The organism is Massilia sp. NBRC 108631 (assembly GCF_059704565.1).
The window spans coordinates 100,595-122,695 of sequence record NZ_BAAKJE010000213.1 but is presented as its reverse complement, the minus strand read 5'-3'; the positions used below and the strand labels follow the sequence as shown (position 1 = coordinate 122,695).

17 protein-coding genes and 1 tRNA gene are annotated in these 22,101 nt (G+C 66.5%); 10 read left to right on the top strand and 8 right to left on the bottom strand.

Annotated elements, in window-relative coordinates; all coding sequences use genetic code 11:
• Positions 1 to 54 precede the first annotated feature (54 nt).
• Positions 55 to 1,941 carry an MFS transporter gene (locus tag AC6H42_RS23385; protein ID WP_497549054.1) on the top strand — a complete coding sequence of 629 codons (1,887 nt, stop codon included), beginning with the start codon at positions 55 to 57 and terminating at the stop codon, positions 1,939 to 1,941.
• 125 nt (positions 1,942 to 2,066) lie between these two features.
• Here the strand turns inward: AC6H42_RS23385 and AC6H42_RS23380 are convergent, their stop codons facing one another.
• Entirely contained in the window at positions 2,067 to 3,572 is a 1,506-nt protein-coding gene (locus AC6H42_RS23380) for a hybrid sensor histidine kinase/response regulator (RefSeq protein ID WP_057155999.1), read from the bottom strand.
• Between the two features lie 5 nt (positions 3,573 to 3,577).
• Positions 3,578 to 5,086, bottom strand: a complete 1,509-nt coding sequence (locus AC6H42_RS23375) for an ATPase domain-containing protein (RefSeq protein WP_057155998.1) — start codon at positions 5,084 to 5,086, stop codon at positions 3,578 to 3,580.
• A gap of 299 nt (positions 5,087 to 5,385) precedes the next feature.
• On the opposite strand from AC6H42_RS23375, the gene AC6H42_RS23370 reads away from it, so the two are divergent.
• The 3 genes from AC6H42_RS23370 to AC6H42_RS23360 are packed head-to-tail and all read left to right on the top strand — an operon-like array spanning position 5,386 to position 11,143.
• Positions 5,386 to 6,567 (top strand): efflux RND transporter periplasmic adaptor subunit, encoded by a 1,182-nt coding sequence (locus tag AC6H42_RS23370; RefSeq protein WP_057155997.1) that lies wholly within the window; start codon positions 5,386 to 5,388, stop codon positions 6,565 to 6,567.
• Positions 6,568 to 6,579: 12 nt separating this feature from the next.
• Positions 6,580 to 9,720, top strand: coding sequence for an efflux RND transporter permease subunit (locus AC6H42_RS23365; RefSeq protein WP_497549053.1), 3,141 nt, complete (start codon positions 6,580 to 6,582; stop codon positions 9,718 to 9,720).
• Position 9,721: 1 nt separating this feature from the next.
• Positions 9,722 to 11,143 (top strand): efflux transporter outer membrane subunit, encoded by a 1,422-nt coding sequence (locus tag AC6H42_RS23360; RefSeq protein ID WP_497549052.1) that lies wholly within the window; start codon positions 9,722 to 9,724, stop codon positions 11,141 to 11,143.
• 15 nt (positions 11,144 to 11,158) lie between these two features.
• On the opposite strand, the gene AC6H42_RS23355 is transcribed toward AC6H42_RS23360, so the two are convergent.
• The gene (locus AC6H42_RS23355) at positions 11,159 to 11,647 is read right to left on the bottom strand and encodes a GNAT family N-acetyltransferase (RefSeq protein WP_082551872.1); all 489 of its coding nucleotides are present in this window, start codon (positions 11,645 to 11,647) and stop codon (positions 11,159 to 11,161) included.
• A 125-nt stretch (positions 11,648 to 11,772) separates the two neighbouring features.
• Between AC6H42_RS23355 and AC6H42_RS23350 the strand changes: the two genes are divergently transcribed.
• The gene (locus AC6H42_RS23350; protein ID WP_057155994.1) at positions 11,773 to 12,384 is read left to right on the top strand and encodes a TetR/AcrR family transcriptional regulator; all 612 of its coding nucleotides are present in this window, start codon (positions 11,773 to 11,775) and stop codon (positions 12,382 to 12,384) included.
• A gap of 5 nt (positions 12,385 to 12,389) precedes the next feature.
• Positions 12,390 to 13,103 (top strand): fumarylacetoacetate hydrolase family protein, encoded by a 714-nt coding sequence (locus AC6H42_RS23345; RefSeq protein ID WP_373888179.1) that lies wholly within the window; start codon positions 12,390 to 12,392, stop codon positions 13,101 to 13,103.
• Here AC6H42_RS23345 and AC6H42_RS23340 read toward each other — a convergent pair.
• The gene (locus AC6H42_RS23340; protein WP_057155993.1) at positions 13,100 to 13,942 is read right to left on the bottom strand and encodes an SIR2 family NAD-dependent protein deacylase; all 843 of its coding nucleotides are present in this window, start codon (positions 13,940 to 13,942) and stop codon (positions 13,100 to 13,102) included. The genes AC6H42_RS23345 and AC6H42_RS23340 overlap by 4 nt on opposite strands.
• A gap of 62 nt (positions 13,943 to 14,004) precedes the next feature.
• On the opposite strand from AC6H42_RS23340, the gene AC6H42_RS23335 reads away from it, so the two are divergent.
• Positions 14,005 to 14,081 (top strand) — tRNA-Pro (locus tag AC6H42_RS23335).
• Between the two features lie 136 nt (positions 14,082 to 14,217).
• Here the strand turns inward: AC6H42_RS23335 and AC6H42_RS23330 are convergent.
• The 3 genes from AC6H42_RS23330 to AC6H42_RS23320 all read right to left on the bottom strand — a co-directional run bounded on the left by AC6H42_RS23330 (position 14,218) and on the right by AC6H42_RS23320 (position 16,791).
• Positions 14,218 to 16,038 carry an FAD-binding oxidoreductase gene (locus tag AC6H42_RS23330; protein ID WP_497549051.1) on the bottom strand — a complete coding sequence of 607 codons (1,821 nt, stop codon included), beginning with the start codon at positions 16,036 to 16,038 and terminating at the stop codon, positions 14,218 to 14,220.
• A gap of 107 nt (positions 16,039 to 16,145) precedes the next feature.
• On the bottom strand, positions 16,146 to 16,472 hold the full coding sequence (locus AC6H42_RS23325; RefSeq protein WP_157200969.1) for a PEP-CTERM sorting domain-containing protein: 327 nt from the start codon (positions 16,470 to 16,472) through the stop codon (positions 16,146 to 16,148).
• A 139-nt stretch (positions 16,473 to 16,611) separates the two neighbouring features.
• The gene (locus tag AC6H42_RS23320; protein WP_057155990.1) at positions 16,612 to 16,791 is read right to left on the bottom strand and encodes a hypothetical protein; all 180 of its coding nucleotides are present in this window, start codon (positions 16,789 to 16,791) and stop codon (positions 16,612 to 16,614) included.
• Positions 16,792 to 16,918: 127 nt separating this feature from the next.
• Between AC6H42_RS23320 and AC6H42_RS23315 the strand changes: the two genes are divergently transcribed.
• Positions 16,919 to 17,983, top strand: a complete 1,065-nt coding sequence (locus AC6H42_RS23315) for a patatin-like phospholipase family protein (RefSeq protein WP_057155989.1) — start codon at positions 16,919 to 16,921, stop codon at positions 17,981 to 17,983.
• On the opposite strand, the gene AC6H42_RS23310 is transcribed toward AC6H42_RS23315, so the two are convergent.
• The gene (locus AC6H42_RS23310) at positions 17,949 to 18,860 is read right to left on the bottom strand and encodes a LysR family transcriptional regulator (RefSeq protein WP_057155988.1); all 912 of its coding nucleotides are present in this window, start codon (positions 18,858 to 18,860) and stop codon (positions 17,949 to 17,951) included. The two genes, AC6H42_RS23315 and AC6H42_RS23310, sit on opposite strands and share 35 nt — an antisense overlap.
• Positions 18,861 to 18,957: 97 nt before the next feature.
• Between AC6H42_RS23310 and scpC the strand changes: the two genes are divergently transcribed.
• Entirely contained in the window at positions 18,958 to 20,496 is a 1,539-nt protein-coding gene (gene scpC / locus AC6H42_RS23305; protein WP_057155987.1) for a succinyl-CoA:acetate CoA-transferase ScpC, read from the top strand.
• 76 nt (positions 20,497 to 20,572) lie between these two features.
• A complete protein-coding gene (locus AC6H42_RS23300) occupies positions 20,573 to 22,039 on the top strand; it encodes a catalase (RefSeq protein ID WP_057155986.1) in 1,467 nt (488 codons plus the stop codon).
• Positions 22,040 to 22,101 lie beyond the last annotated feature (62 nt).

Genomic DNA, 22,101 nt, shown 5'->3' with positions numbered 1-22,101 from the left:
CCCGGGGTTCCTGATGTATTTTGTCAACATTCTACTTTTGCAAAGACCACCACCATGAGCAAGCCGAGCCAGTTTTCCCTGCTGACGCAGCGCCGCTTCGCCCCGTTCTTCTGGGTCCAGTTCCTGGGCGCCTTCAACGACAACCTGTTCAAGACCGCCCTGATGGTGATTTTGGGCTTCGAAGCGGCCAGCTGGACCACCATGTCCGCCTCCATGGTCACCAACCTGATCCCCGGCTTGTTCATCCTGCCCTACGTGGTGTTCTCCGCCACCGCCGGCCAGATCGCCGACAAGTTCGAGAAGGCCGGCCTGTCGCGCCTGGTGAAGTGGCTGGAAGTGGGCATCATGCTGATGGCCGGGGTGGGCTGGATGTCGCACACGCTGTGGCTGCTGATCGCGGCGGTGGTCGGCATGGGCGTGCATTCCACCCTGTTCGGCCCGGTGAAGTACGCCTACCTGCCGCAGCAGCTCAAGCCCGAGGAGCTGATGGGCGGCAACGGCGTGATCGAGATGGGCACCTTCGTCGGCATCCTGCTGGGCCAGGTGCTGGGCGCGGTGCTGGTCGCCTACGGCAATATCGGCATCGAGCTGGTGGCCGGCGCCACGCTGGCGGTGGCCGTGCTCGGCCTGCTGGCCAGCTACCGCGTGCCGCTCACGCCGGCCCCGGCGCCTGACCTGAAGATCAACTGGAATCCGGTCAGCGAAACCATCCGCAACCTCAGTTTCTCCAGGCAGAACCGCACCGTGTTCCTGTCCATGCTGGGCAACTCGTGGTTCTGGTTCTACGGCGCGCTGATCCTGGCGCAGTTCCCGGTGTACGCCAAGGAATACCTGCACGGCGACCACAGCGTGTTCGTGCTGCTGCTGACGGTGTTCTCGCTGGGCGTGGGCACCGGCTCGCTGCTGTGCGAGCGGCTGTCCGGCCACAAGGTGGAAATCGGCCTGGTGCCGTTCGGTTCCATCGGCCTGTCGCTGTTCGGCATGGACCTGTACTTCGCCAGCCTGGGCTACGCCAACACCGGCGCGGTGCAGTGGCTCAGTTTCCTGGCGCAAGACAGCGCGCTGCGCATTCTGTTCGACGTGGTGATGATAGGCGTGTTTGGCGGCTTCTTCATCGTGCCGCTGTTCGCGCTGATCCAGGTGCGCTGCGAGCCGGCCCACCTGTCGCGCACCATCGCCGGCATGAATATCCTGAATGCGCTGTTCATGGTGGCCGCCGCCGGCGTCGCCATCCTGCTGCTGGGGCAGGGCTTCACCATCCCCGAGCTGTTCCTGGCCACGGCGGTGCTGAACGCGCTGGTGGCGGTGTACATCTTCTCGCTGGTGCCGGAATTCCTGATGCGCTTCCTGGCCTGGATGCTGATCCACACGCTGCACCGCGTGAAGACCATCGACGCCGACCGCATCCCTGAAAGCGGCCCGGCGGTCCTGGTGTGCAATCACGTCAGCTACGTCGACGCCATCGTCATCGGCGCGGCCAGCCCGCGTCCGATCCGCTTCGTGATGGACCACCGCATCTTCAAGACGCCGCTGCTGGGCTGGATCTTCCGCACCGCCAAGGCGATCCCGATCGCGCCGGCCAAGGAAGACCCGTGGCTGATGGAGAAGGCCTTCATCGACATCGCGCAGGCGCTGCACGAGGGCGACCTGGTGTGCATCTTCCCGGAAGGGCGGCTGACCACCACGGGCGAGTTGAACGAATTCAAGGGCGGCATCGCCAAGATCATCGAACGCAGCAAAGTGCCGGTGATCCCGATGGCGCTGCGCGGCCTGTGGGGCCATCTGCTCAGCCGCAGCAACGAGAACGTATTTGAGCGCACCTTCCGCAAAGGCTGGCGCTCGCGGCTGGCGCTGGCCGTCGGCCAGCCCGTCGCCCCGCTGGACGCCACCCCCGAGCTGCTGCGCGCCCAAGTTGCCGAATTGCGAGGCGACTGGAAATAAATCCTACGACTGGAGACAATTCCTACAAGCGAGCTGAGCCCCATTGCACCACAATCGGGGTCAGACCCCGAAGTGGGTGAAATGCGGCTCAGCTCGCTTGGCGGGGAAGCGCGGTTGCGATCGGATTAGTGGGGCGGGGCGGCCAGGCGCAGCAGGTCGTCGAAGTCGACCGGCTTGATCAGGTGCTGGTCGAAGCCGGCGTCCAGCGTGCGGCGGCGGGCGTCGGTCTGGCCCCAGCCGGTCAGCGCGACCAGCTGGATCGCATTGCCGCCGGGTTGCTGGCGGATCAGGCGCGCCGCTTCGTAGCCGTCCATGCCCGGCATGCCCAGGTCCATCACGATCATGTCCGGCTGCTGCTGGGTGGCGGCCGCCACGGCGGCGTAGCCGTCGTAGGCGGTGCTGACGTCGAAATTTTCCATCTCGAACAATGCGCCCAGCGAGTCGGCGGCGTCGCGGTTGTCGTCCACCACCAGCACCCGGGTGCGCCTGCCCGCGCCCGCTTCGGCCACGTAGGGCAGCGGCGCGGCCGGCGCCGCCGTCGGCTGGCCCGGCAGCGGCAGCTTGATGACGAATTCGCTGCCCTGGCCTATGCCGGGACTGTGCGCCTCGATACTGCCGCCGTGCATCTGCGCGAACTGGCGCGCCAGGCTCAGGCCGATGCCCAGGCCGCTCGACATCTGCCCCGTCACCGTGCGGCTTTGTTCGAACATATTGAAGATCTTGGGAATCGCGTCGGCCTCCAGGCCGATGCCGGTGTCGCGCACGCTCACGCACAGCATGCCGGCCTCGCGCCAGGCGCGCAGCGCCACGTGGCCGCCCTGCGGGGTGAACTTGATGGCGTTCGACAGCACATTGGAATAGATTTGCACCACCCGCGCGTAGTCCGCTTCCAGCACCGTGTCCTCGTCCGGCAGGTCCTGGTCCAGGTGGATGCGCTTGGCCATGGCGGCTTGCTGGCTCAGCTCCAGCACGTGCCGCATCACTACGCCGAACTCGATCGCCCCGCGCTGCAGTTCGATCTTGCCGCTGGTGATGCGCGCCACGTCCAGCAGGTCGTCCACCAGCCGCGTCAAGTGCACCACCTGGCGCTCGATCACCTGCTTGATGCGCTCGGCCGGCTCGGAGTCCGGGAACAGATTGGGCAGCAGCGCGGCCGAGGTGCGGATCGGCGCCAGCGGATTGCGCAGCTCGTGCCCCAGGCTGGCCAGGAATTCGTCCTTGCGGCGCGTCACTTCGCGCATCTGGTACTGCTTGTCGCGCGCGCGCAGCTGGGCGTGCAGGGCCGCGATCAGGGTCACCGTGCGCACCGGGCGCTCCAGCAGCGTGAGGTTGCCCAGGCTGATGACGGCGCGCCGCACCAGCAGCGAGTCGCCGCCGCGATGGGTGAGCAGCAAAATCGGCAAGTCGGACCAGTTGGGTTGCTGCTCCACGTAGTCGGCCAGCAGCCGGAAGCCGCTGGCCGACAGCGCTTCTTCTACCGTCAGCACCGCGCCCGCGCCCTGCATCAGCTCCTGGCGCAGTTCGCCCACCGTCTCGCACACGTGGCAGTCGATGCGCGCCATCTCCAGCACCTTGCGGCACAAGGCGGCGTTCTGCCCGGTCGGGGCGTAGACTAGGATGCGTTTTTCCATGGCGGTCAGGGCTGGCGGCTGGCGGGGCCGTGCGCCGCGTCCGTGGCGGGGTGGATATAGGTCGGCACGCCGGTCAGCACGCCGTGGAAGCCGGCCAGGACCGCGCCGACCATGGGGCCGCCCTTGCCGATGCTGAAGTCGCGCAGCGTGCGCTCGTGCCGGCTGCCGCGTTTCTTGAACACCGAGATCGCCTGCCGCACTTCGCCTTCGGCTTCGAAGTAGCGCAGCATGATGACGTTGTCGGCGATATAGCTGGCATCCACCGCCGTGGTCATGGCGCCGCCTATCATGCCGGCCTGCACCCCCACCACGATGGTGACCACGCCGCGCTGGCCCAGATAGGTGAGCAGCTCGTGCAGGTAGGTCGACAGGAAGCGCTCGTCCGGTACCGCGTTCAGGTAGCCGTTCAGGCTGTCGATGACGATCACGCGCGCATCGGCGGCGGCCGCGCTCACCACGGCCTGGGTGAACTGGCCCGGGGTCAGCTCGGCCGGATCCACTTGCTGCACCGTGAGCAGCCCGTCGTCGATGGCCCGTTTCAGGTCCAGGCCCAGGCTTTCGGCGCGGTTTAGCATATTGTTGCGCGACTCTTCGAACAGGAACATGGCGGCGCGCTCGCCGCGCCGGCACGCGGCCGAGACGAACTGCGCCGCCACGGTGGATTTGCCGCTGCCCGGCGGCCCGGCCACCAGGGTGCTCATGCCTTCTTCCAGGCCGCCGCCCAGCAGGTCGTCCATGGCGGCCAGGCCGCTGGAGAGCTGGCGGCGGGTGCTGGAGACCCGCGTTTCGGCCGCCACCAGGCGCGGGAACACGTGCAGCCCGCCATGCAGGATGCGGTAGTCGTGCGAGCCGCCGCGAAAGGCGATGCCGCGGTATTTCACCACCCGCAGGCGGCGCCGTTCGCTGCCGTAGGACTGGCTGGCCAGTTCCAGCGTGACCACGCCGTGCGCCACGCTGCGCACTTGCAGGTCGGTACTGAGGGCGGTGCGGTCGTCCAGGAAGATGGTGGTGCAGTTGCGGCTGGTGAGGTACTGCTTGAGCGCGAGCACCTGGCGCCGGTAGCGCAGCGGGCTCTCGGCCAGCAGCTGCAGTTCGGACAGCGAATCGAGCACGGCGCGCGTGGGCTTGTACTTCTCGATGGCCGCCAGGATGCGCTGGGTGGTGGTGCCGAGCTCGATTTCGGAGGGGTGGAAGATCGAGTATTGCTGGTCCGGGTCGAGCGAGGCCTGGTCGGGGATGATTTCTTCGATGTGGATGCCGTCCAGCGTCCAGCCGTGCGACTGCGCCACCGAACTCAGTTCCACCGTGGTCTCCGCCAGCGTGATGTACAGCACCGATTCCCCCTGGCGCTTGCCTTCATTCAGGAACTGCAGCGCCAGCGTGGTCTTGCCGGTTCCGGGTTCGCCCTCGACCAGATACAAACGGTCGCGTGTCAAGCCGCCCGCCAGGATATTGTCCAGGCCAGGAACGCCGGAGGAAAGAAAGCGGCTCGAATCGTTATTTTGCTGTTCCATAGTGTGTCGCCATTGGGAGATAGGTCGTGAAAATAATAACGCAGGCAAAAAAAAGGCACTGTACGTTAGAGCACATTTGGCAATTAGTTGATTCTGGAAAACTACATCTGGTTACAATTGTGTTAGTTGAAGCATTGTCGATTTATTACAATAGGCGGGTAAAACCCGGTTTTACTCCCCGCTGCAGTGCCCCTGCTGCAGTGTTCCGACCCGCCGCTGGCGGGTTTTTTTTCTTGACAGACTTAGAATGATCGTTCATTCTATAAAAAGATAAAATCCGACACCGTCGAAAGCGAACCATGAAACCTGTTTCCTTGCTCCTTCTTTCCGCAGCCGCACTCAGCGCCGGCTGCCAACCCACCACTGCCGCAGCACCTGGCGCCGGAAAGCCGGCGCAGGTGGCGGCCGTGGCCGTGCACACCGTGGCCCCGCGCAGCCTGGCCATCACCACCGAATTGCCGGGCCGCACCGCCGCCTATCAGGTCGCCGAAGTGCGCCCGCAAGTGGGCGGGCTGATCCAGCAGCGCCTGTTCGCCGAAGGCGGGGACGTGCAGGCCGGCGCCCAGCTGTACCAGATCGATCCGGCCACCTACAAGGCCGCCTACAACTCGGCCAAGGCCGCGCTGGCCAAGGCCAAGGCCAACCTGATGGCCGCCACCCCGAAAGTGGCGCGCTACAAGGACCTGGTGGCAATTGAAGGCGTGAGCCGCCAGGATTATGACGACGCGGTGGCCGCCGCCGAACAGGCCAAGGCCGACGTGGAGGCGGCTGCGGCCGCGCTGGACACGGCGCGCATCAATCTCGACTACACCAGGGTGGCCGCGCCGATTTCGGGCCGCATCAGCCGTTCCAACGTCACGCCCGGCGCGCTGGTGACCGCCGGCCAGGCCGGCGCGCTGACCACCGTGCAGCAGCTGGACCCGATCTACGTCGACGTGACCCAGTCCAGCACCGACATGCTGCGCCTGAAGCGCGAGCTGGAAAGCGGCAGCCTGAAGAAAGAGGGCGGCCAGGCCAAAGTGACGCTGCTGCTGGCCGACGGCAGCAAGTACGCGCAGGAAGGCAAGCTGCAGTTCGCCGACGCCAGCGTGGACCCCGGCACCGGCAACGTGGTGCTGCGCGCGCTGTTCCCGAATCCGAAGCATGATCTGCTGCCGGGCATGTTCGTGCGCGCCGTGGTGTCCAGCGGCGTGGACGAGCAGGCCATCCTGGTGCCGCAGCAAGGCGTGACCCGCAACGCGAAAGGCGAAGCGACCGCCATGATCCTGAACAAGGAAGGCAAAGTGGAGCAGCGCGTGCTGGCCACCGGCAGTACCGTGGGCGACCAGTGGCTGGTCAAGTCCGGCCTGGCGGCGGGCGACCGGGTCATCATCGACGGCTTGCAGAAAGTGCGCCCGGGCGCGCCGGCGCAGGTGGCGGCGGCTCCGGCTCCTTCCACCCCCGGCACCGCGGCAGCGGCAACCAAGCGCGCGGCGCAGTAAGCGAGGACGACCATGGCACGTTTCTTTATTAACCGGCCGATCTTCGCCTGGGTGGTGGCTATCGTCATCATGCTGGGCGGCCTGATCGCCATCCTCGGCCTGCCGATCGCGCAGTACCCCAGCATTGCGCCGCCGGCCATCACCATCAGCGGCGCCTATCCGGGCGCTTCGGCCAAGACGGTGGAAGACGCCGTCACCCAGGTGATCGAACAGAAGCTCAAGGGCATCGACGGCTTGCGCTACATGAGCTCGAGCAGCGATTCCACCGGCGGCATCAGCATCACGCTGACCTTCAACAACGGCACCAACCCGGACATCGCGCAGGTGCAGGTGCAAAACAAGCTGCAGCTGGCCACGCCGCTGCTGCCGGCCGCCGTCACGCAGCAAGGCCTGGTGGTCTCCAAGTCCACCAAGAACTTCCTGATGGTGCTGGGCTTCGTGTCCGAAAACGGCAGCATGAAGCAGGCCGACCTGGGCGACTACGTGGCCGCCAACGTGATCGACCCGCTGAGCCGGGTGGAAGGCGTGGGCGACGTGACCTTGTTCGGCTCCCAGTACGCCATGCGCATCTGGCTGGACCCGACCAAGTTGCAAAGCTACCAGCTGACCCCGGCCGACGTGACGGCTGCCATCACCGCGCAGAACACGGAAGTGTCGGCCGGTGAGCTGGGCGGCGCGCCCGCCATGCCGGGCCAGCAGCTGAACGCCACCGTGTCGGCGCAGAGCCGCCTGCAGACGGCCGAGCAGTTCGGCGCCATCCTGCTGAAGACCACCGCCAGCGGCGCCACCGTGCACCTGCGCGATGTGGCCCGCATGGAGCTGGGCAGCGAGAGCTACAACACCGTGGCCCGCTTTAACGGCAACGCCGCCACCGGCGTGGCCATCAAGCTGGCCACCGGCGCCAACGCGCTGGACACGGCCAAGGCCGTCAATGCCAAGATCGAGCAGCTGTCCAAGCAGTTCCCGGCCGGCATGAAGGCCGAAGTGGCCTTCGACACCACGCCCTTCGTCAAGCTGTCCATCGAAGAAGTGGTGAAGACGCTGGTGGAGGCGGTGATCCTGGTGTTCCTGGTGATGTATCTGTTCCTGCAGAATTTCCGCGCCACGCTGATCCCGACCATGGCCGTGCCGGTGGTGCTGCTGGGGACCTTCGGCGTGCTGTCGGTGCTGGGCTACTCCATCAACACCCTGACCATGTTCGCCATGGTGCTGGCGATCGGCCTGCTGGTCGACGACGCCATCGTGGTGGTGGAAAACGTCGAGCGCGTGATGACGGAAGAAGGCTTGCCGCCGAAAGAGGCGACCACCAAGTCCATGAGCCAGATCACCGGCGCGCTGGTGGGCATCGCGCTGGTGCTGTCGGCCGTGTTCGTGCCGATGGCCTTCTTCGGCGGCTCCACCGGCGTGATCTACCGCCAGTTCGCCGTCACCATCGTGTCGGCCATGACGCTGTCGGTACTGGTGGCCATGGTGTTTACTCCGGCGCTGTGCGCCACCTTGCTCAAGCCTGTGGCCAAGGGCCACCAGCCTGCCAGCACCGGTTTCTTCGGCTGGTTCAACCGTACGTTCGAGCGCGGCAGCAGCAAGTACGAAGGCTGGGTGGGCGGCATGCTCAAGCGCGGCAAGCGCTCCATGCTGCTGTACGGCGTGCTGATCGCCATCCTGGCGGTGGTGTTCATGCGCCTGCCCACTTCCTTCCTGCCGGAAGAGGACCAGGGCGTGCTGTTCGCGCAGATCCAGCTGCCGGCCGGCGCCACGCAGCAGCGCACCCTGAAAGTGATCGAACAGGTGGAGCAGCATTTCCTGACCAATGAAAAGCAGAACGTGGCCTCCATCTTCACCGTGGCCGGCTTCAGCTTCGGCGGCAACGGCCAGAACACCGGCATCGCCTTCGTGCGCATGAAGGACTGGGCCGAGCGTCCGGGCGCGGAAGCCAACGTGAAAGCCATCGTCGGCCGCGCCATGGGCAGCTTCTCGCAGATCCGCGACGCCTTCGTGTTCGCTTTCGCGCCGCCTGCGGTGCTGGAGCTGGGCAACGCCAGCGGCTTCGACCTGCAGCTGCAGGACCAGGCCGGGCTGGGGCACGAAGCCCTGATGGGCGCGCGCAACCAGCTGCTGGGCATGGCTTCCAAGAGCCCGCTGCTGGTGGGTGTGCGCCCCAACGGCCAGGACGATACGCCGCAGTACAAGATCACCGTGGACCAGCAGAAGGCCACCGCGCTGGGCTTGTCCATCGCCGACGTGAACCGCGTGCTGAGCACGGGCTGGGGCTCGTCCTATGTGAACGACTTCGTCGACCGCGGCCGCGTGAAGAAGGTGTACCTGCAAGGCCAGCCGGATTCGCGCATGGCGCCGGAAGACCTGGGCAAGTGGTTCGTCCGCAATAACGCCGGCGAGATGGTGCCGTTCTCCGCCTTCGCCAGCGGCCAGTGGATCTACGCCTCGCCGCGCCTGGAACGCTTCAACGGCCTGTCGTCGGTGAACGTGCAGGGCATGCCGGCGCCGGGCGTCAGTTCGGGCGCGGCCATGGCCGAAATCGAAAAGCTGGCGGCCCAGCTGCCGGCCGGCATCGGCTTCGAGTGGAATGGCCTGTCGGTGGAGGAGCGCGATTCGGGTTCCCAGACCACGGTGCTGTACACCTTGTCGCTGCTGATGGTGTTCCTGTGCCTGGCCGCGTTGTACGAAAGCTGGTCGGTGCCGTTCTCGGTGCTGCTGGTGGTGCCGCTGGGCGTGATCGGCACGGTGCTGGCCACCTGGGGCTTCCACCTGGCGAACGACGTGTACTTCCAGGTCGGCCTGCTGACCGTGGTCGGCCTGGCGGCAAAGAACGCCATCCTGATCGTGGAATTCGCCAAGGAGCTGGAGGAGCAGGGTATGGAACTGAAGGCGGCCACGCTGAAAGCGGTGCGCCTGCGCCTGCGTCCCATCCTGATGACCTCGATCGCCTTCGGCCTGGGCGTGCTGCCCCTGGCCATCGCGAGCGGCGCCGGTTCGGGCAGCCAGAACGCCATCGGCGTTGGCGTGTTGGGCGGCATGCTGACGGCCACCTTCCTCGGCATCTTCTTCGTGCCGGTATTCTTCGTGCTGGTGCGCGGCCTGTTCCAGAAACACGAGCCCGCCGCCGCTGCCAGCACCGTAGCAGGAGTGCATTGATATGCAAAAGACTTTACTTTCCCTGGCCGCCGCGGCTTGCGCGGCGACCTTCCTGAGCGCGTGCAGCCTGGCCCCGGTGTACCAACGCCCGGCCGCGCCGGTGACGGCGGGCTGGCCGCAAGGCGATGCCTACCGGCCGGCCCCGGTGGCGGCGGACGCCAAGCCGGCCGCCGACATCGCCTGGCGCGACTACTTTGCCGACGAGCGCCTGCGCCAGGTGATCGCGCTGGCGCTGGCCAACAACCGCGACCTGCGCGTTTCGGCGCTCAACATCGAGAAGGCGCGCGCGCAGTACGGCATCCAGCGCGCCGCGCTGGTGCCCAGCGTAACCGCCTCCGGCGGCCAGAGCGCCACCCGCACCGCGGACAATATGAGCGCCGGCGGCCAAGGGCAAATCAACCGCCAGTACACGGCCAACCTGGGCGTGTCCTACGAGCTGGACTTCTTCGGCAAGGTGCGCAGCCTGTCGGAGGCGGCCCTGCAGCAGTACCTGGGCACCGAGGAAGCGCGCCGCGCGCAGCAAATCAGCCTGGTGGCCGAAACGGCCAGCACCTGGCTGGCGCTGCAAGCGGACCGCGAGCGCCTGCGCCTGGCGGCGGACACGCTGAAAAGCCAGCAGATCACCTATGAGCTGAGCAAGCGCCGCTTTGCGGCGGGCGCCACCTCCGGGCTGGACATGTACGAAGCGCAGACCAGCGTGGAAGCGGCCCGCAACGACATGGCGGTATACACCGCGCAGGTGGCGCAGGGCGAGAATGCGCTGGCGCTGGTGGTGGGCGCGGCCGTGCCGGCCGAGCTGCAACAGCAGCAGGCGCCGCTGGCCAGCGTGGCGGCGATGGCCGAGCTGCCGGCCGGCCTGCCGTCCGAAGTGCTGCAGCGCCGTCCGGACGTGCTGGGCGCCGAGCGCACGCTGCAAGCGGCCAACGCCAATATCGGCGCGGCGCGCGCGGCCTTCTTCCCCAGCATTTCGCTGACCGGCACGGCCGGCAGCGCCAGCGGCAACCTGTCCGGGCTGTTCAAGGCCGGTTCGGGCACCTGGAGCTTCCTGCCGCAGATTCATCTGCCCATCTTCAACGGCGGCGCCAACACGGCCAACCTGACCGTGGCCAAGGTGGAGCGCGACATCGCCGTGGCGCGCTACGAGCAGGCCATCCAGTCGGCCTTCCGCGAAGTGGCGGATGCGCTGGCCCAGCGCGGCACGCTGGACGAGCGCCTGGCCTCGCAGGTGGCGCTGGCGGACGCGTCGCAAAAGAGCTTCCGCATCCATGAAGCGCGCTACCAGAAAGGCTCCGAGTCCTACCTGAACGCGCTGGTGTCGCAGCGCGCGCTGTACGCGGCCCAGCAAAGCCTGATCTCGGCCCGCCTGGCGCGCGCCGACAACCAGGTCACCTTGTACAAGGTGCTGGGCGGCGGTTACCGGTAACGATGGGGGCTGCGGCTAGGACGGCCGCCATTCCATGGCGGCGTGCAGGCCGTCCAGGCCTTGCATGATGAAGTCGCAGCGCTGGCACAGCCGCTGCGCCGGATTGCCGATCAGGACATTGAGCCGCACCGGCAGGTGCAGGCGCTGGCCGTGCGCCTGCAGGCCGCGCAGCAAGCCCTTGCCGATGCCGCGGCCCCGGTACTCGGGCAGCAGGGTGATGTCGATCAGCCGCACCTCGTCGTCGCTGTACTGCACATACAGGCGGCCGATCGGGCGTTCGCGCTCGACGATGATGGTGGCTTCGGCGTCCGGGTATTGCAGCTGGAAATCGGTCTGCTGCGCCTTGAATTGGACATTTTGCAACATCGCCTCGGTGGCCGCGTCGCAGCCGTGCAGGCGGAATTCCATGCCGCGCGTGCTGGCGTAGAGGCGCTGCAGGAAGGGCTGGTCGGCCGGCGTGGCTGGGCGTAGCTCAATCGATGGCGCGGTCTTGTAGGTCATCATGGACGACACCCTGTGCTGGTTTATGTTGTCTTTATGGTATCACCAATCCGGCTCGCTGTTACACGCCAAATTGACAAAATGCGCGGTGTTGGCCACAGTACCGCATCGAACACGAGGAATCCAGCATGAGCACCACCGAAAAACGCCATATCGACCCGGAGCGCGCGCTGGTGCGCCGCAAGCAGGTGCTGGACGCGGCGGCGGCCTGTTTCGGGCGCAGCGGCTTTCACGGCGCCAGCATGGCCGAAATTTCCAAGGCGGCCGGCATGAGCGCAGGCCATATCTATAACTACTTCGACAGCAAGGACGCCATCATTGCCGCCTTCGTCGAACAGAACGTGGAACGGGTGTCGCAGCTGATGCGCGACCTGGAGCAGCAGGCCGACCCGCTGCAGTCGATGGTGGACGACGCGCCGCGCCACGTGAACGAGCACCTCGACCCGAATACCTGGCCGCTGGCGCTGGAGATATCGGCCGAATCGGCGCGCAATCCCAAGATCGCTGAAGTGGTGCACGATGCCGACGTGCGTGCGCGCCTGCAGTTTCGCGCCATCCTCAAGGCCGCCCGCGAGCGGCACGGCTTGCCCACCGACGACTTCACCATGGACGGCCTGGTCGAAGCCATGATCTGCCTGTTCCAGGGGCTGGACGTGCGTGTGGTGCATAATCCGAAACTGAACGAGCCGGCGCTGTCGCGCTATATGAGCATCGCCATGAAGGCCATGCTGTTCTCATAAAGGACATGATGACCACTTCCTACATCTTCCCCGCCCACGACATCGCCGGGCTGCAGGTGGCCGGCACGGACGCGCGGTTCCCGGTGCGCCGCATTTACTGCGTCGGCCGCAACTACGCCGGCCACGCCCGCGAAATGGGCTCCGATCCCAGCCGCGAACCGCCGTTCTTCTTCTGCAAGCCGGGCGACGCCATGGCCGTGCTGCCGGTGCCGCCGCAGGGCGTGTCCGAGCTGCGGTATCCGCCGAAGACCAGCAATTACCACTACGAGTGCGAACTGGTGGTGGCCATCGGCAAGGGCGGCAGCGATATCGCCGTGGAGGACGCGCTGCAGCACGTATTCGGCTACGCGGTCGGCCTCGACATGACCCGGCGCGACCTGCAAGGCCAGATGAAGGATGCCGGACGGCCGTGGGAAATCGGCAAGGCCTTCGACTACTCGGCGCCCATCGGCGTGATCACGCCCGCAGCGCAGGCGGACGGCATCGCGCAGGCCGCCATCACGCTGGAGGTCGATGGCGCGGTCAGGCAGTCCAGCCACATCACGCACCTGATCTGGTCCATCAGCGAAACCATCGCCAACCTGTCCACCTTGTTCACCCTGCAGCCGGGCGACCTGATTTTCAGCGGCACGCCCGAAGGCGTCGGCGCGGTCACGCGCGGCCAGACCATGGTGGCGAAGATCGAAGGCCTGGCGCCGATCGCGCTGAAGGTGGTCTAAAGCTTATCGAGGGCGGCGGCGATGGCCCGCAGGCCGTCGAGCGCGCCCATGGCAATGCCGGCGTCGCGCGGGCCTGGCACCTGCGGCGCGCGCGGATTGATGCGCACCAGCCGCCCGCCGTAGTGCTGCACCACGCTGTGGCTGAAGTGGCGCACCGACGGAATCGCCGTGCCCGCGCCCAGTTCCACCACCACCGGCCGGCGCACGCGCGCCAGCCAGGCATGCATGCGTGCCTCCTGTGCCGCCGTGCGGTCCTCCAGCCACTCGCCATCGCCGAACATGAGGATATTCGGCCGCGCCAGCGCGCCGCAGTGGGGGCAGGCGGGCGGCGCATTGCGCAGGCGGCAGGCATCGGTGTCCACTTCCGGCACGAAGCCGTCCGCGCGCCAGATACCGCCGCAGCCACGGCCGCTGCGGGGCCGCATGCATTGCAAATGGTGGATGGAGCCGTGGCACTCCAGCACCCGCTGCGGATCGAAGCCCGCCAACTGGAACTGCCCGTCCACATTGCTGGTGAAGACGCTGGCCCCGTGTTCCATGCGGACTCCCCATTCGCGCAGCAGCGCGAAGCCTTGGTGCGGCACGGTGGCGCGGTACAGCGCCAGCCGGTGCCCGTAAAAGCCCCAGGCCAGCGCCGGATCGTCCCGGAACGCCTGCGGCGATGCGATGCTGCTGAAGTCCAGCCGCGCGCGGCCCAGCGCAGGGTAGGCATTCCAGAAGCCCTCGTTGCCGCGAAAATCCGGCAGCCCCGAATCGACGCCCATGCCGGCGCCGGCAGCTACGATGAGCGCATCGGCCTGGGCAATCAGCTCGGCGGCAAGGTTGATGGAATTAATCATATGTTAAGCATAAAGCACTCTTACCAAAATCCCAAACCTGCTGCTATAATGCTTTCGTTCGTCGGGGCGTAGCGCAGCCTGGTAGCGTACTTGCATGGGGTGCAAGGGGTCGGAAGTTCGAATCTTCTCGCCCCGACCAACAACTAATTTTTCATTGAAAGCCGGCAGTCGCCGGCTTTTTCTATTCTGCGGTCCAGATGCCTACCTTCGCGGCGCCCATGGGCACCCGGGACGTCGTCGTCTTCACGCCGATTAGCTCTGCCACGATCCGGGCTTCAGGTGTTCGGCGCGGCCTTGGCCGGCGTGAAACCGTCGCTGCTCCAGCGTTCGCTGCCCACGCCGTGGTGGACGAAGAACAGGCCTTGCGGATCGTATTTCTGCTTGATCTGCGCCAGCCGCCGGTAGTTGCTGCCCCAGAAAGCGGTCTGCCAGTCGCGCTGGAAGTAGTCGCTTTCGGACACGTAGGCGCCGGCGCCGGGCGCCACTGTCAGCATCTCGTCCATGGCCTTGCCGATCTGGCGGGCACGGTTTCTTGCGTGCGCCCGGTCCGGGCCGCTGCCCGGCATGCCGGGGAATTGCGGCCCTTCGCCGCCGGCAATGATGAGCAGGGCGAATGCGTTCAGCGCGCCGGGGTGCATGGCCGTGTCGCGCGCCGCTGCGATTTCCGCCGCCGGCGCCCCGGCCAGGCCTTTGTTGAAGTGGAAGCCCAGCTGCCAGAGGCGGCTGCCGCGGAAGATGGCCTCGGCCAGTGCGGCTTGCCGCTCCGTATCCAGCAGCGACGCGGGCATCCACGCGGACTGGTAGCCGTGGATGTACCAGCCGGCTTGCTCCAGGTCGCCTTTCCATAGCGCGTGGTGGGGCGGCGCGCCGGGGCGCCCGTCGGGCACCATATAGCCGGGCGCATTTTTCCGGAAGAATTCCGCGTCCCAGAAATGCCGGGCCGGCAGGGCGAGCGACTGATAGGGCTTGTCGACAATGTACTCGGGCCGGGCGCGCAGCCAATCAAGCAGCGGCGCCCAGACGGCATCGGCCTGCTGCTGGCTGAGTCCCTGGAACACCAGCGAGACGTCGACCGAGTCTGCGTTGAAGCAGATCTGCTCGCCCCAGTGCGGATTGAACAGCGCGCTGGCGTAAAAGGCGACCAGGCGGGCGATCAGTTCGCGGTACGCGGATGCCGACAGCGCTTTGACCTTGAAGAACACGGCGCCGAACGTGGCCGGCAGTTCGCGCGTGCGCAAGGTCAGCCGCGTGATCACGCCGACGCTGCCGCCTCCACCGCCCTTGAGCGCCCAGAACAGGTCCGGGTTGGTGCAGGCGTTGGCGATGCGTACCTGGCCGTCGGCGGTGACGACTTCCGCTTCCAGCAGCCCGGCCGCTGCCGTGCCGTAGTTCTTGGAGAAATTGCTGAAGCCTCCGCTTTGCACCAGTCCGGCCACGCCCACCGTGGTGCAGCCGCCGCCCTGCACATAGCGGCCGCCGCGCGTGGTGACGGCATCGTAGGCGTCCATCCACATGGCGCCGGCGCCCATGCTGACGGCGGGCTGGGGCGCGTCCGCACAGCCTTGCGCCACGAAGGCCTCGTGCAGGTGCACCTCGTTCATGCGGCGGGTCCACACCAGCAGCGAATCGGGCGCATCGGACGTGCCCTGGTAGCTGTGGCCGCCGCCTTTGACCACCAGGCGCAGCTTGTGTGTACGGGCGAAATTGACGGCGGCAACCACGTCGGCCGTGTTGGCGGCGGCCAGCGCATAGGCGCTGGGCTGCGACGTCCACGCGTCGATCCAGCCGCTGGTTTGCGTCAGGGCGGGCTGGTCGCCAATCTCGAAAGTATTGGCCAGGTGGGCCAGCGCGGTGGTGCAGGCGGGGCTGGTCTGGCCAGCCTGGCAGGCGGCAAAGAAGGGTTCAAGTTTGCTTAGCTTGCCGGTCACGCTACGGCGCAAGCCGGCCCAGCTGGAGGCTGACGGCCAGCCCCGATCGCCGGGGCGGACCCGTGCGCGCAGGCCGGTCAGCGGGGCGATAGCGCCGGCAAACGCAGGGCGCAGCGCGGACAGTGCCAGGGGCAGCGCCGCCAGTTTCAGCAAGGTTCTTCTTTTCATCGGGCCGGCCTCCGGCAGTTCATGACGGAGGCCAGATTAGTGCAAAGTGCGCGCGGAATCGAAGGAAATGGGGCGAACCGGGGCAGGCCGGGGCGGGCCGGGGGAGCTTATGTTTCTGTGCTGAATTTTGGCGGCGGCGCCGATCGTCGCGCTACCAGGCTGACCAGGCCTACGCCTATCAGCAGCATGATATACATGGGGGGTTCCGGAATCGGGCTGACGGCCGGCAGCTGCGCTTGCGCCGCACTGGCGGCGGGCGCCGCGTTGGCCAGGCTGATCAAATCCGCTTCATTCAGATAGTTGACTTCGCCGGGGACCGGCGGCAGCAGGGCCTTGTTGCTTGCTTGGTACAAAATATCGGCAGCGCGTGCGGTGCCGGTGGCGGCGCCTGCCAGCAGTAGTGCGAGCAGGCTTTTCTTCAATACATTTTGCATGGTGACTCCCAGAGCGATTGCGTATCTGCGGCCACCTTAGCACGAAATCGGACGGGATGTCGCTTGATTAATAATTTCAAATTTGCAATGTTTCTGCTGCGATGCAAAAGTTTCCTTGGCCTTGGTTTACCCTTGCCGCTCAGCTGCGGCGGCGCTGTTCGGGATAGGCCAGCACGCGCGTGATGACGCCGGCCGGCACCGCCTTGTGCAGCATGTAGGCCCAGGCATTGGCGGCGCCGATGCGGCGGTCGATGGTCAGTCCTTCATCGACGTGGCGCGCCAGGACCTGGTTGCTGCGTTGGGGCTGTTGAGTGTGCATGGCGGCTCCTGTTTTTGTGCACTGCAATGATAGCGATTTCCGCCGCGAACCAGCGTTCGGTTGACTTTGGGTACAATCAGCTTATACCCCCTTACTCGGAGAGCAAGTGAAACCCAACGCAGCGGCAATGCCGGGACAAGTGGTGCTCGTACTGCAGGGCGGCGGCGCGCTGGGCGCCTATCAGCTGGGCGTGTACCAGGCCATGAACGAAGCTGGCATCGAGCCGGACTGGGTGATCGGCACCTCCATCGGCGCGCTCAATGGCGCCATTATCGCCGGCAATCCGCCGGCGCGGCGGGTGGAGCGCTTGCGCCAATTCTGGACCATGATGGAGCAGCATTCGGCCCTGTATCCAGGCATGCCGCGCGAGTTCGCCAACGCGCTTACGCTGTCGCAGGGCATCCCGGCCTTCTTTGCGCTGAACCCGGCAACCTGGTGGAACCCGAACGCCAAGGTCGGCGTGGAGAACGCGTCCTTCTACCGTACCGGCCCGCTGCACAAGACGCTCGCCATGCTGGTCGATTTCGACTACCTGAACAGCAACGGCACCCGCTTCACGGTGGGCGCCGTCAATGCGCGCAACGGCGAGATGCGCTACTTCGACAGCAAGAAGGAGGCGCTGAGCGTGGAACACGTGATGGCCTCCGGGGCGATCCCGCCCGCGTTTCCCGCAGTGCGCATCGACGGCGAGCCATACTGGGACGGCGGCATTTATTCCAACACGCCGATCGAAGCGGTGCTGGATGACGAGCCCCGGCTCGACTCGGTGATCTTCTCGGTGCAGGTATGGAACCCGGACGGCAAGGAGCCGCAAAGCGTGCTTGACGTGCTTGAGAAGCACAAGGAAATCCAGTACGCCAGCCGCGTCGCCAACATCGAGCAGCAGCGCCGCATGCACCGCCTGCGGCACGTGATACGCCAGCTCACCCTGCAGCTGCCGCCCGAGATGCGGCGCAGCCCGGAAGCGCGCGAACTGGCCGGCTGGGGGTGCGGCAGCCGCATGCACATCGTGATGCTGAAGGCGCCGCGCCTGGACAGCGAAGACCACACCAAGGACATCGACTTCACCGCCGCCGGCATCCACCACCGCTGGAAGGCCGGCTACGAGGATACCCGGCGCGCGCTGGCGGCCCGCCCGTGGGACAGCGTGGTCGATCCTATCGAGGGCGTGGCGATCCACGAGGACTTTTAAGGCCCAGCACGTCCTGGCATACCGCCAGCCACGCGCGCGCCGCGTGCGACAGGTAGCGGCCGTTCCAGACATGCGCCACATCCCAGGCCAGCGCCGGCTCCACGATGCGCACCGCGTGCAGGCGCTCGTCGGCCAGCCGGTGCACAAAGGGCTCCGGCACCAGCGCCACGCCGATGCCGACCGATGCCATTTCCACCAGCCAGTCCCATTGGCCGCTTTGCGCCGCGATGGCTGGCGTGATGCCGGCCTGCGCGAAGGCATTGCGCAGCGCGCGCGTCAAGGCGAAATCGTCTTTCAGTAACACCAGCGGCAGCGCGGCCAGCTCCTTCAGCCGCAGCGTGCGGCGGCTGCGCTGGAAGGTGCCGGCGGCCGCCAGCGCGTACAGCGGATAGCTGGCGATGGGCTCGGCCTGCAGGGCCAGCGTGGCGTCGGCCGGCAGCACCGTCATGCCGAGCTCCAGTTCGCCCGCCGCCACCTGCCGCTCGATGGCCTGGCCGGTGTCCTCGCTGAGCGCCAGCGCAATGCCGGGATGGCGCTCGCGGAAGGCTTTCAGCACCGGCGTGAACAGCAGGTTGATCATGGGCGGAATGCCGATCGCCAGCGTGCCGCGCTGGCGCGCCTGCGTGTCGCGCACTTCCAGCTGCAGCCGGCGCAAGGTGGCCAGCATTTCCTCGCCGCGCGCGTAGACCACGGCGCCGGTGTCGGTCAGCGTCAGGCGCCGGCCGTCGCGCACCAGCAGCGGCGCGCCCACTTCATGCTCCAGCTGGCGCACCATCTTGCTGATGGTGGACTGGGTGACGTGCAGCGCTTCGGCGGCTTGCGTGAAGCTGCTCAGGCGGGCGGTTTCGATGAAGTAGCGCAGCGAACGGATATCCATGAGTTTTCCGACTGGAGTTGAGGAAATTAAGTCATGCAATGCATGAATGCCCGATTTTATACTGGTCCCACCAAAACATAATGACCTGGAGCACATCATGCATGAAGACCGTATCCGCCTGCCGGCGCTGATGGACAAGGTAATGACGGCGGCCGACGCCGCGCGGCTGTTCCGCAGCGGCATGACGGTCGGCATGAGCGGTTTCACCCGCGCCGGCGACGCCAAGGCGCTGCCGCTGGCGCTGGTGGAGCGCGCCCGCAGCGAACCGCTGGCGCTCACGCTGATCACCGGCGCATCGCTGGGCAGCGACAGCGACGGCCTGATGGCCAATGCGGGCGTGGTGGCGCGCCGCATGCCGTTCCAGTCCGACGCCGCGCTGCGCAGGAAGATCAACAGCGGCGAGGTGATGTTCATCGACCAGCACCTGTCCGAAACCGCCGAGCAGCTGCGCGGCGGCAGCCTGACGCCGGTCGACATCGCGGTGATCGAAGCGGTGGCCATCACGCGGCAGGGCGATGCCGCCGGCATCGTGCCCACCATGTCGGTCGGGAATTCGGCCAGCTTCGCCGCGCAGGCTGCGCAAGTCGTCATCGAAATCAACCTGAGCGCGCCGCTGGCGCTGGAAGGCCTGCACGACATCTACCTGCCCGCGCAGCGGCCCGGCCGCGAGCCGATTCCGCTCACGCACACCGGCCAGCGCATCGGCGCCGCCACCATCGATATCGACCCGGCGCGCATTGCCGCCATCGTTATCACCGATAGCCCGGACAGCCCCTCCAACGTGCTGCCGCCGGACGCGGAAACCCAGGCCATCGCCGGCCACATCATCGCCTTCCTGGAGGCGGAAGTGGCGGCGGGGCGCATGGGACCGGAGCTGCTGCCGCTGCAGGCGGGCATCGGCACCATCGCCAACGCCGTGCTGCACGGTCTCACCGGCTCGTCTTTCCGCAACCTGTCCATGTATTCGGAAGTGCTGCAGGACAGCGCCATCGAATTGCTGGATTCGGGCCAGCTGGGCATGGCGTCCGCCTCCTCGATCACCCTGTCGGCAGCGATGCATGAGCGCTTCCTGCGCGACATCGGCCGCTACCGCGACCGCGTCGTGCTGCGCCCGCAAGAGATCAGCAACCACCCGGAGCTGGTCAAGCGCCTGGGCGTCATCGCGCTCAATACGGCGCTGGAGTTCGACATTTACGGCAACGTGAATTCCACCCACGTGGGCGGCACCCACATGATGAACGGCATCGGCGGCTCGGGCGACTTTGCCCGCAACGGCCAATTGTCCTTCTTCGTCAGCAAATCGGTGGCCAAGGACGGCGCAATCTCCAGCGTGGTGCCGATGACGCCGCACGTCGACCACACCGAACACGACGTGGACGTGCTGGTCACCGAATGGGGCCTGGCGGACCTGCGCGGGCTGGCACCGCGCGAACGCGCGCCGCTCATCATCGAGCGTTGCGCGCATCCGGACTACCGCCCGCAGCTGCGCGCCTATCTGGAAGAAGCGCTGCCGCGCGGCGGCCAGACTCCGCACGTGCTGGAGAAAGCCTATAGCTGGCACACGCGCTACCGCGAGCAGGGCACGATGCGCGAGCTGTGGCAGGGTGGTAATTATAAAAAACTATTGAACCAATAAAATCAATTGTCTTTGTAAATGTTGCCTGCTTCTCTAGAATGAATTCACACCGAACAATATTCTTGAGGAGCAAGCAATGAGCCAGCAGCCACCAATTACGACCGCGTCCGGCATCCCCGTCGCCGACAACCAGAATTCCATCACCGCCGGCCCGCGCGGGCCGGTGTTGCTGCAGGACTTCCACCTGATCGAGAAGCTGCAGCATTTCAACCGCGAGCGCATTCCGGAGCGCGTGGTGCACGCCAAAGGTTCCGGCGCCTACGGCACGTTCACTGTCACGCACGACATCAGCCGCTACACCAAGGCCAAGCTGTTCTCGGCCATCGGCAAGCAGACGGCAACCTTTGTGCGCTTTTCCACCGTGGGTGGCGAGAAGGGCAGCGCCGACACCGAGCGCGATCCGCGCGGCTTCGCGGTGCGCTTCTACACCGAGGAAGGCAACTGGGACCTGGTGGGCAACAACACCCCGATGTTCTTCATCAAGGATGGCATCAAGTTCCCGGACTTCATCCATACCCAGAAGCGCGATCCGCAGACCAACCTGAAATCGCCCGCCATGATGTTCGACTTCTGGAGCAAGGCGCCGGAAAGCCTGCACCAGGTGACCATGCTGTTCTCGGACCGCGGCACCCCGGACGGCTACCGCCACATGGACGGCTTCGGCAGCCACACCTATAGCCTGATCAACGAGGCGGGCGAGCGTGTGTACGTGAAGTGGCACTTCAAGACCCGCCAGGGCATCAAGAACCTGAGCGCGGCAGAGGCGACCCGCATCGCCGGCGAAGACCCGGACTACGCGCAACGCGACCTGTTCGGCGCCATCGCCGCCGGCGATTTCCCGCAGTGGGATGTGAAAATCCAGGTCGCCACCGACGCCGAGCTGGCGGCGTGGGGCGAGCGCACCGGCTGGAATCCGTTCGACCTGACCAAGGTCTGGCCGCATGGCGACTTCCCGCTGCAGCCGGTGGGCCTGTTCGAATTGAACCGCAACCCGGTCAACTACCACGCCGAAGTGGAGCAGGCCGCGCTGTCGCCGTCGAACGCGGTGCCGGGCATGGGCTATTCGCCGGACAAGATGCTGCAGGCACGCCTGTTCGCCTACCACGACGCGCAGCTGTACCGCGTGGGCACCAACCACCAGCACCTGCCGGTGAACGCGCCGCGCTGCCCCTTCCACAACCAGCAGCGCGACGGCGCCATGGCCGTCAGCAACGGCGGCGCGGCGCAGAACTACGCGGCGGTGGAGGCGGGCGGCATCCATGGCAAGGGGCTGGGCAACGGCGAACCGGAGCTGGCGCTGGCCGGCGCGGCGGCGCGCTACGACGGCCGTGGGCACGAGGATGACTACACCCAGGCCGGCAACCTGTTCCGGCTGATGCCGGCCCAGGAGCGGCAAAACCTGTTCAACAACCTGGCCGGTCCCATGAGCCAGGTCAGCGACGAGATTATCCAGCGCCAGCTGGGGCATTTCGACAAGGCCGACCCGGCCTACGGCGCCGGCGTGCGCGCGGCCCTGAAGGCGCGCGGGTGCAACGTGGACTAAGGCGAGGGCAAGGGGGCGCTGCGCCCCCGCCCCGCTGCGGTTAAAATGACGGTCTTGGATCT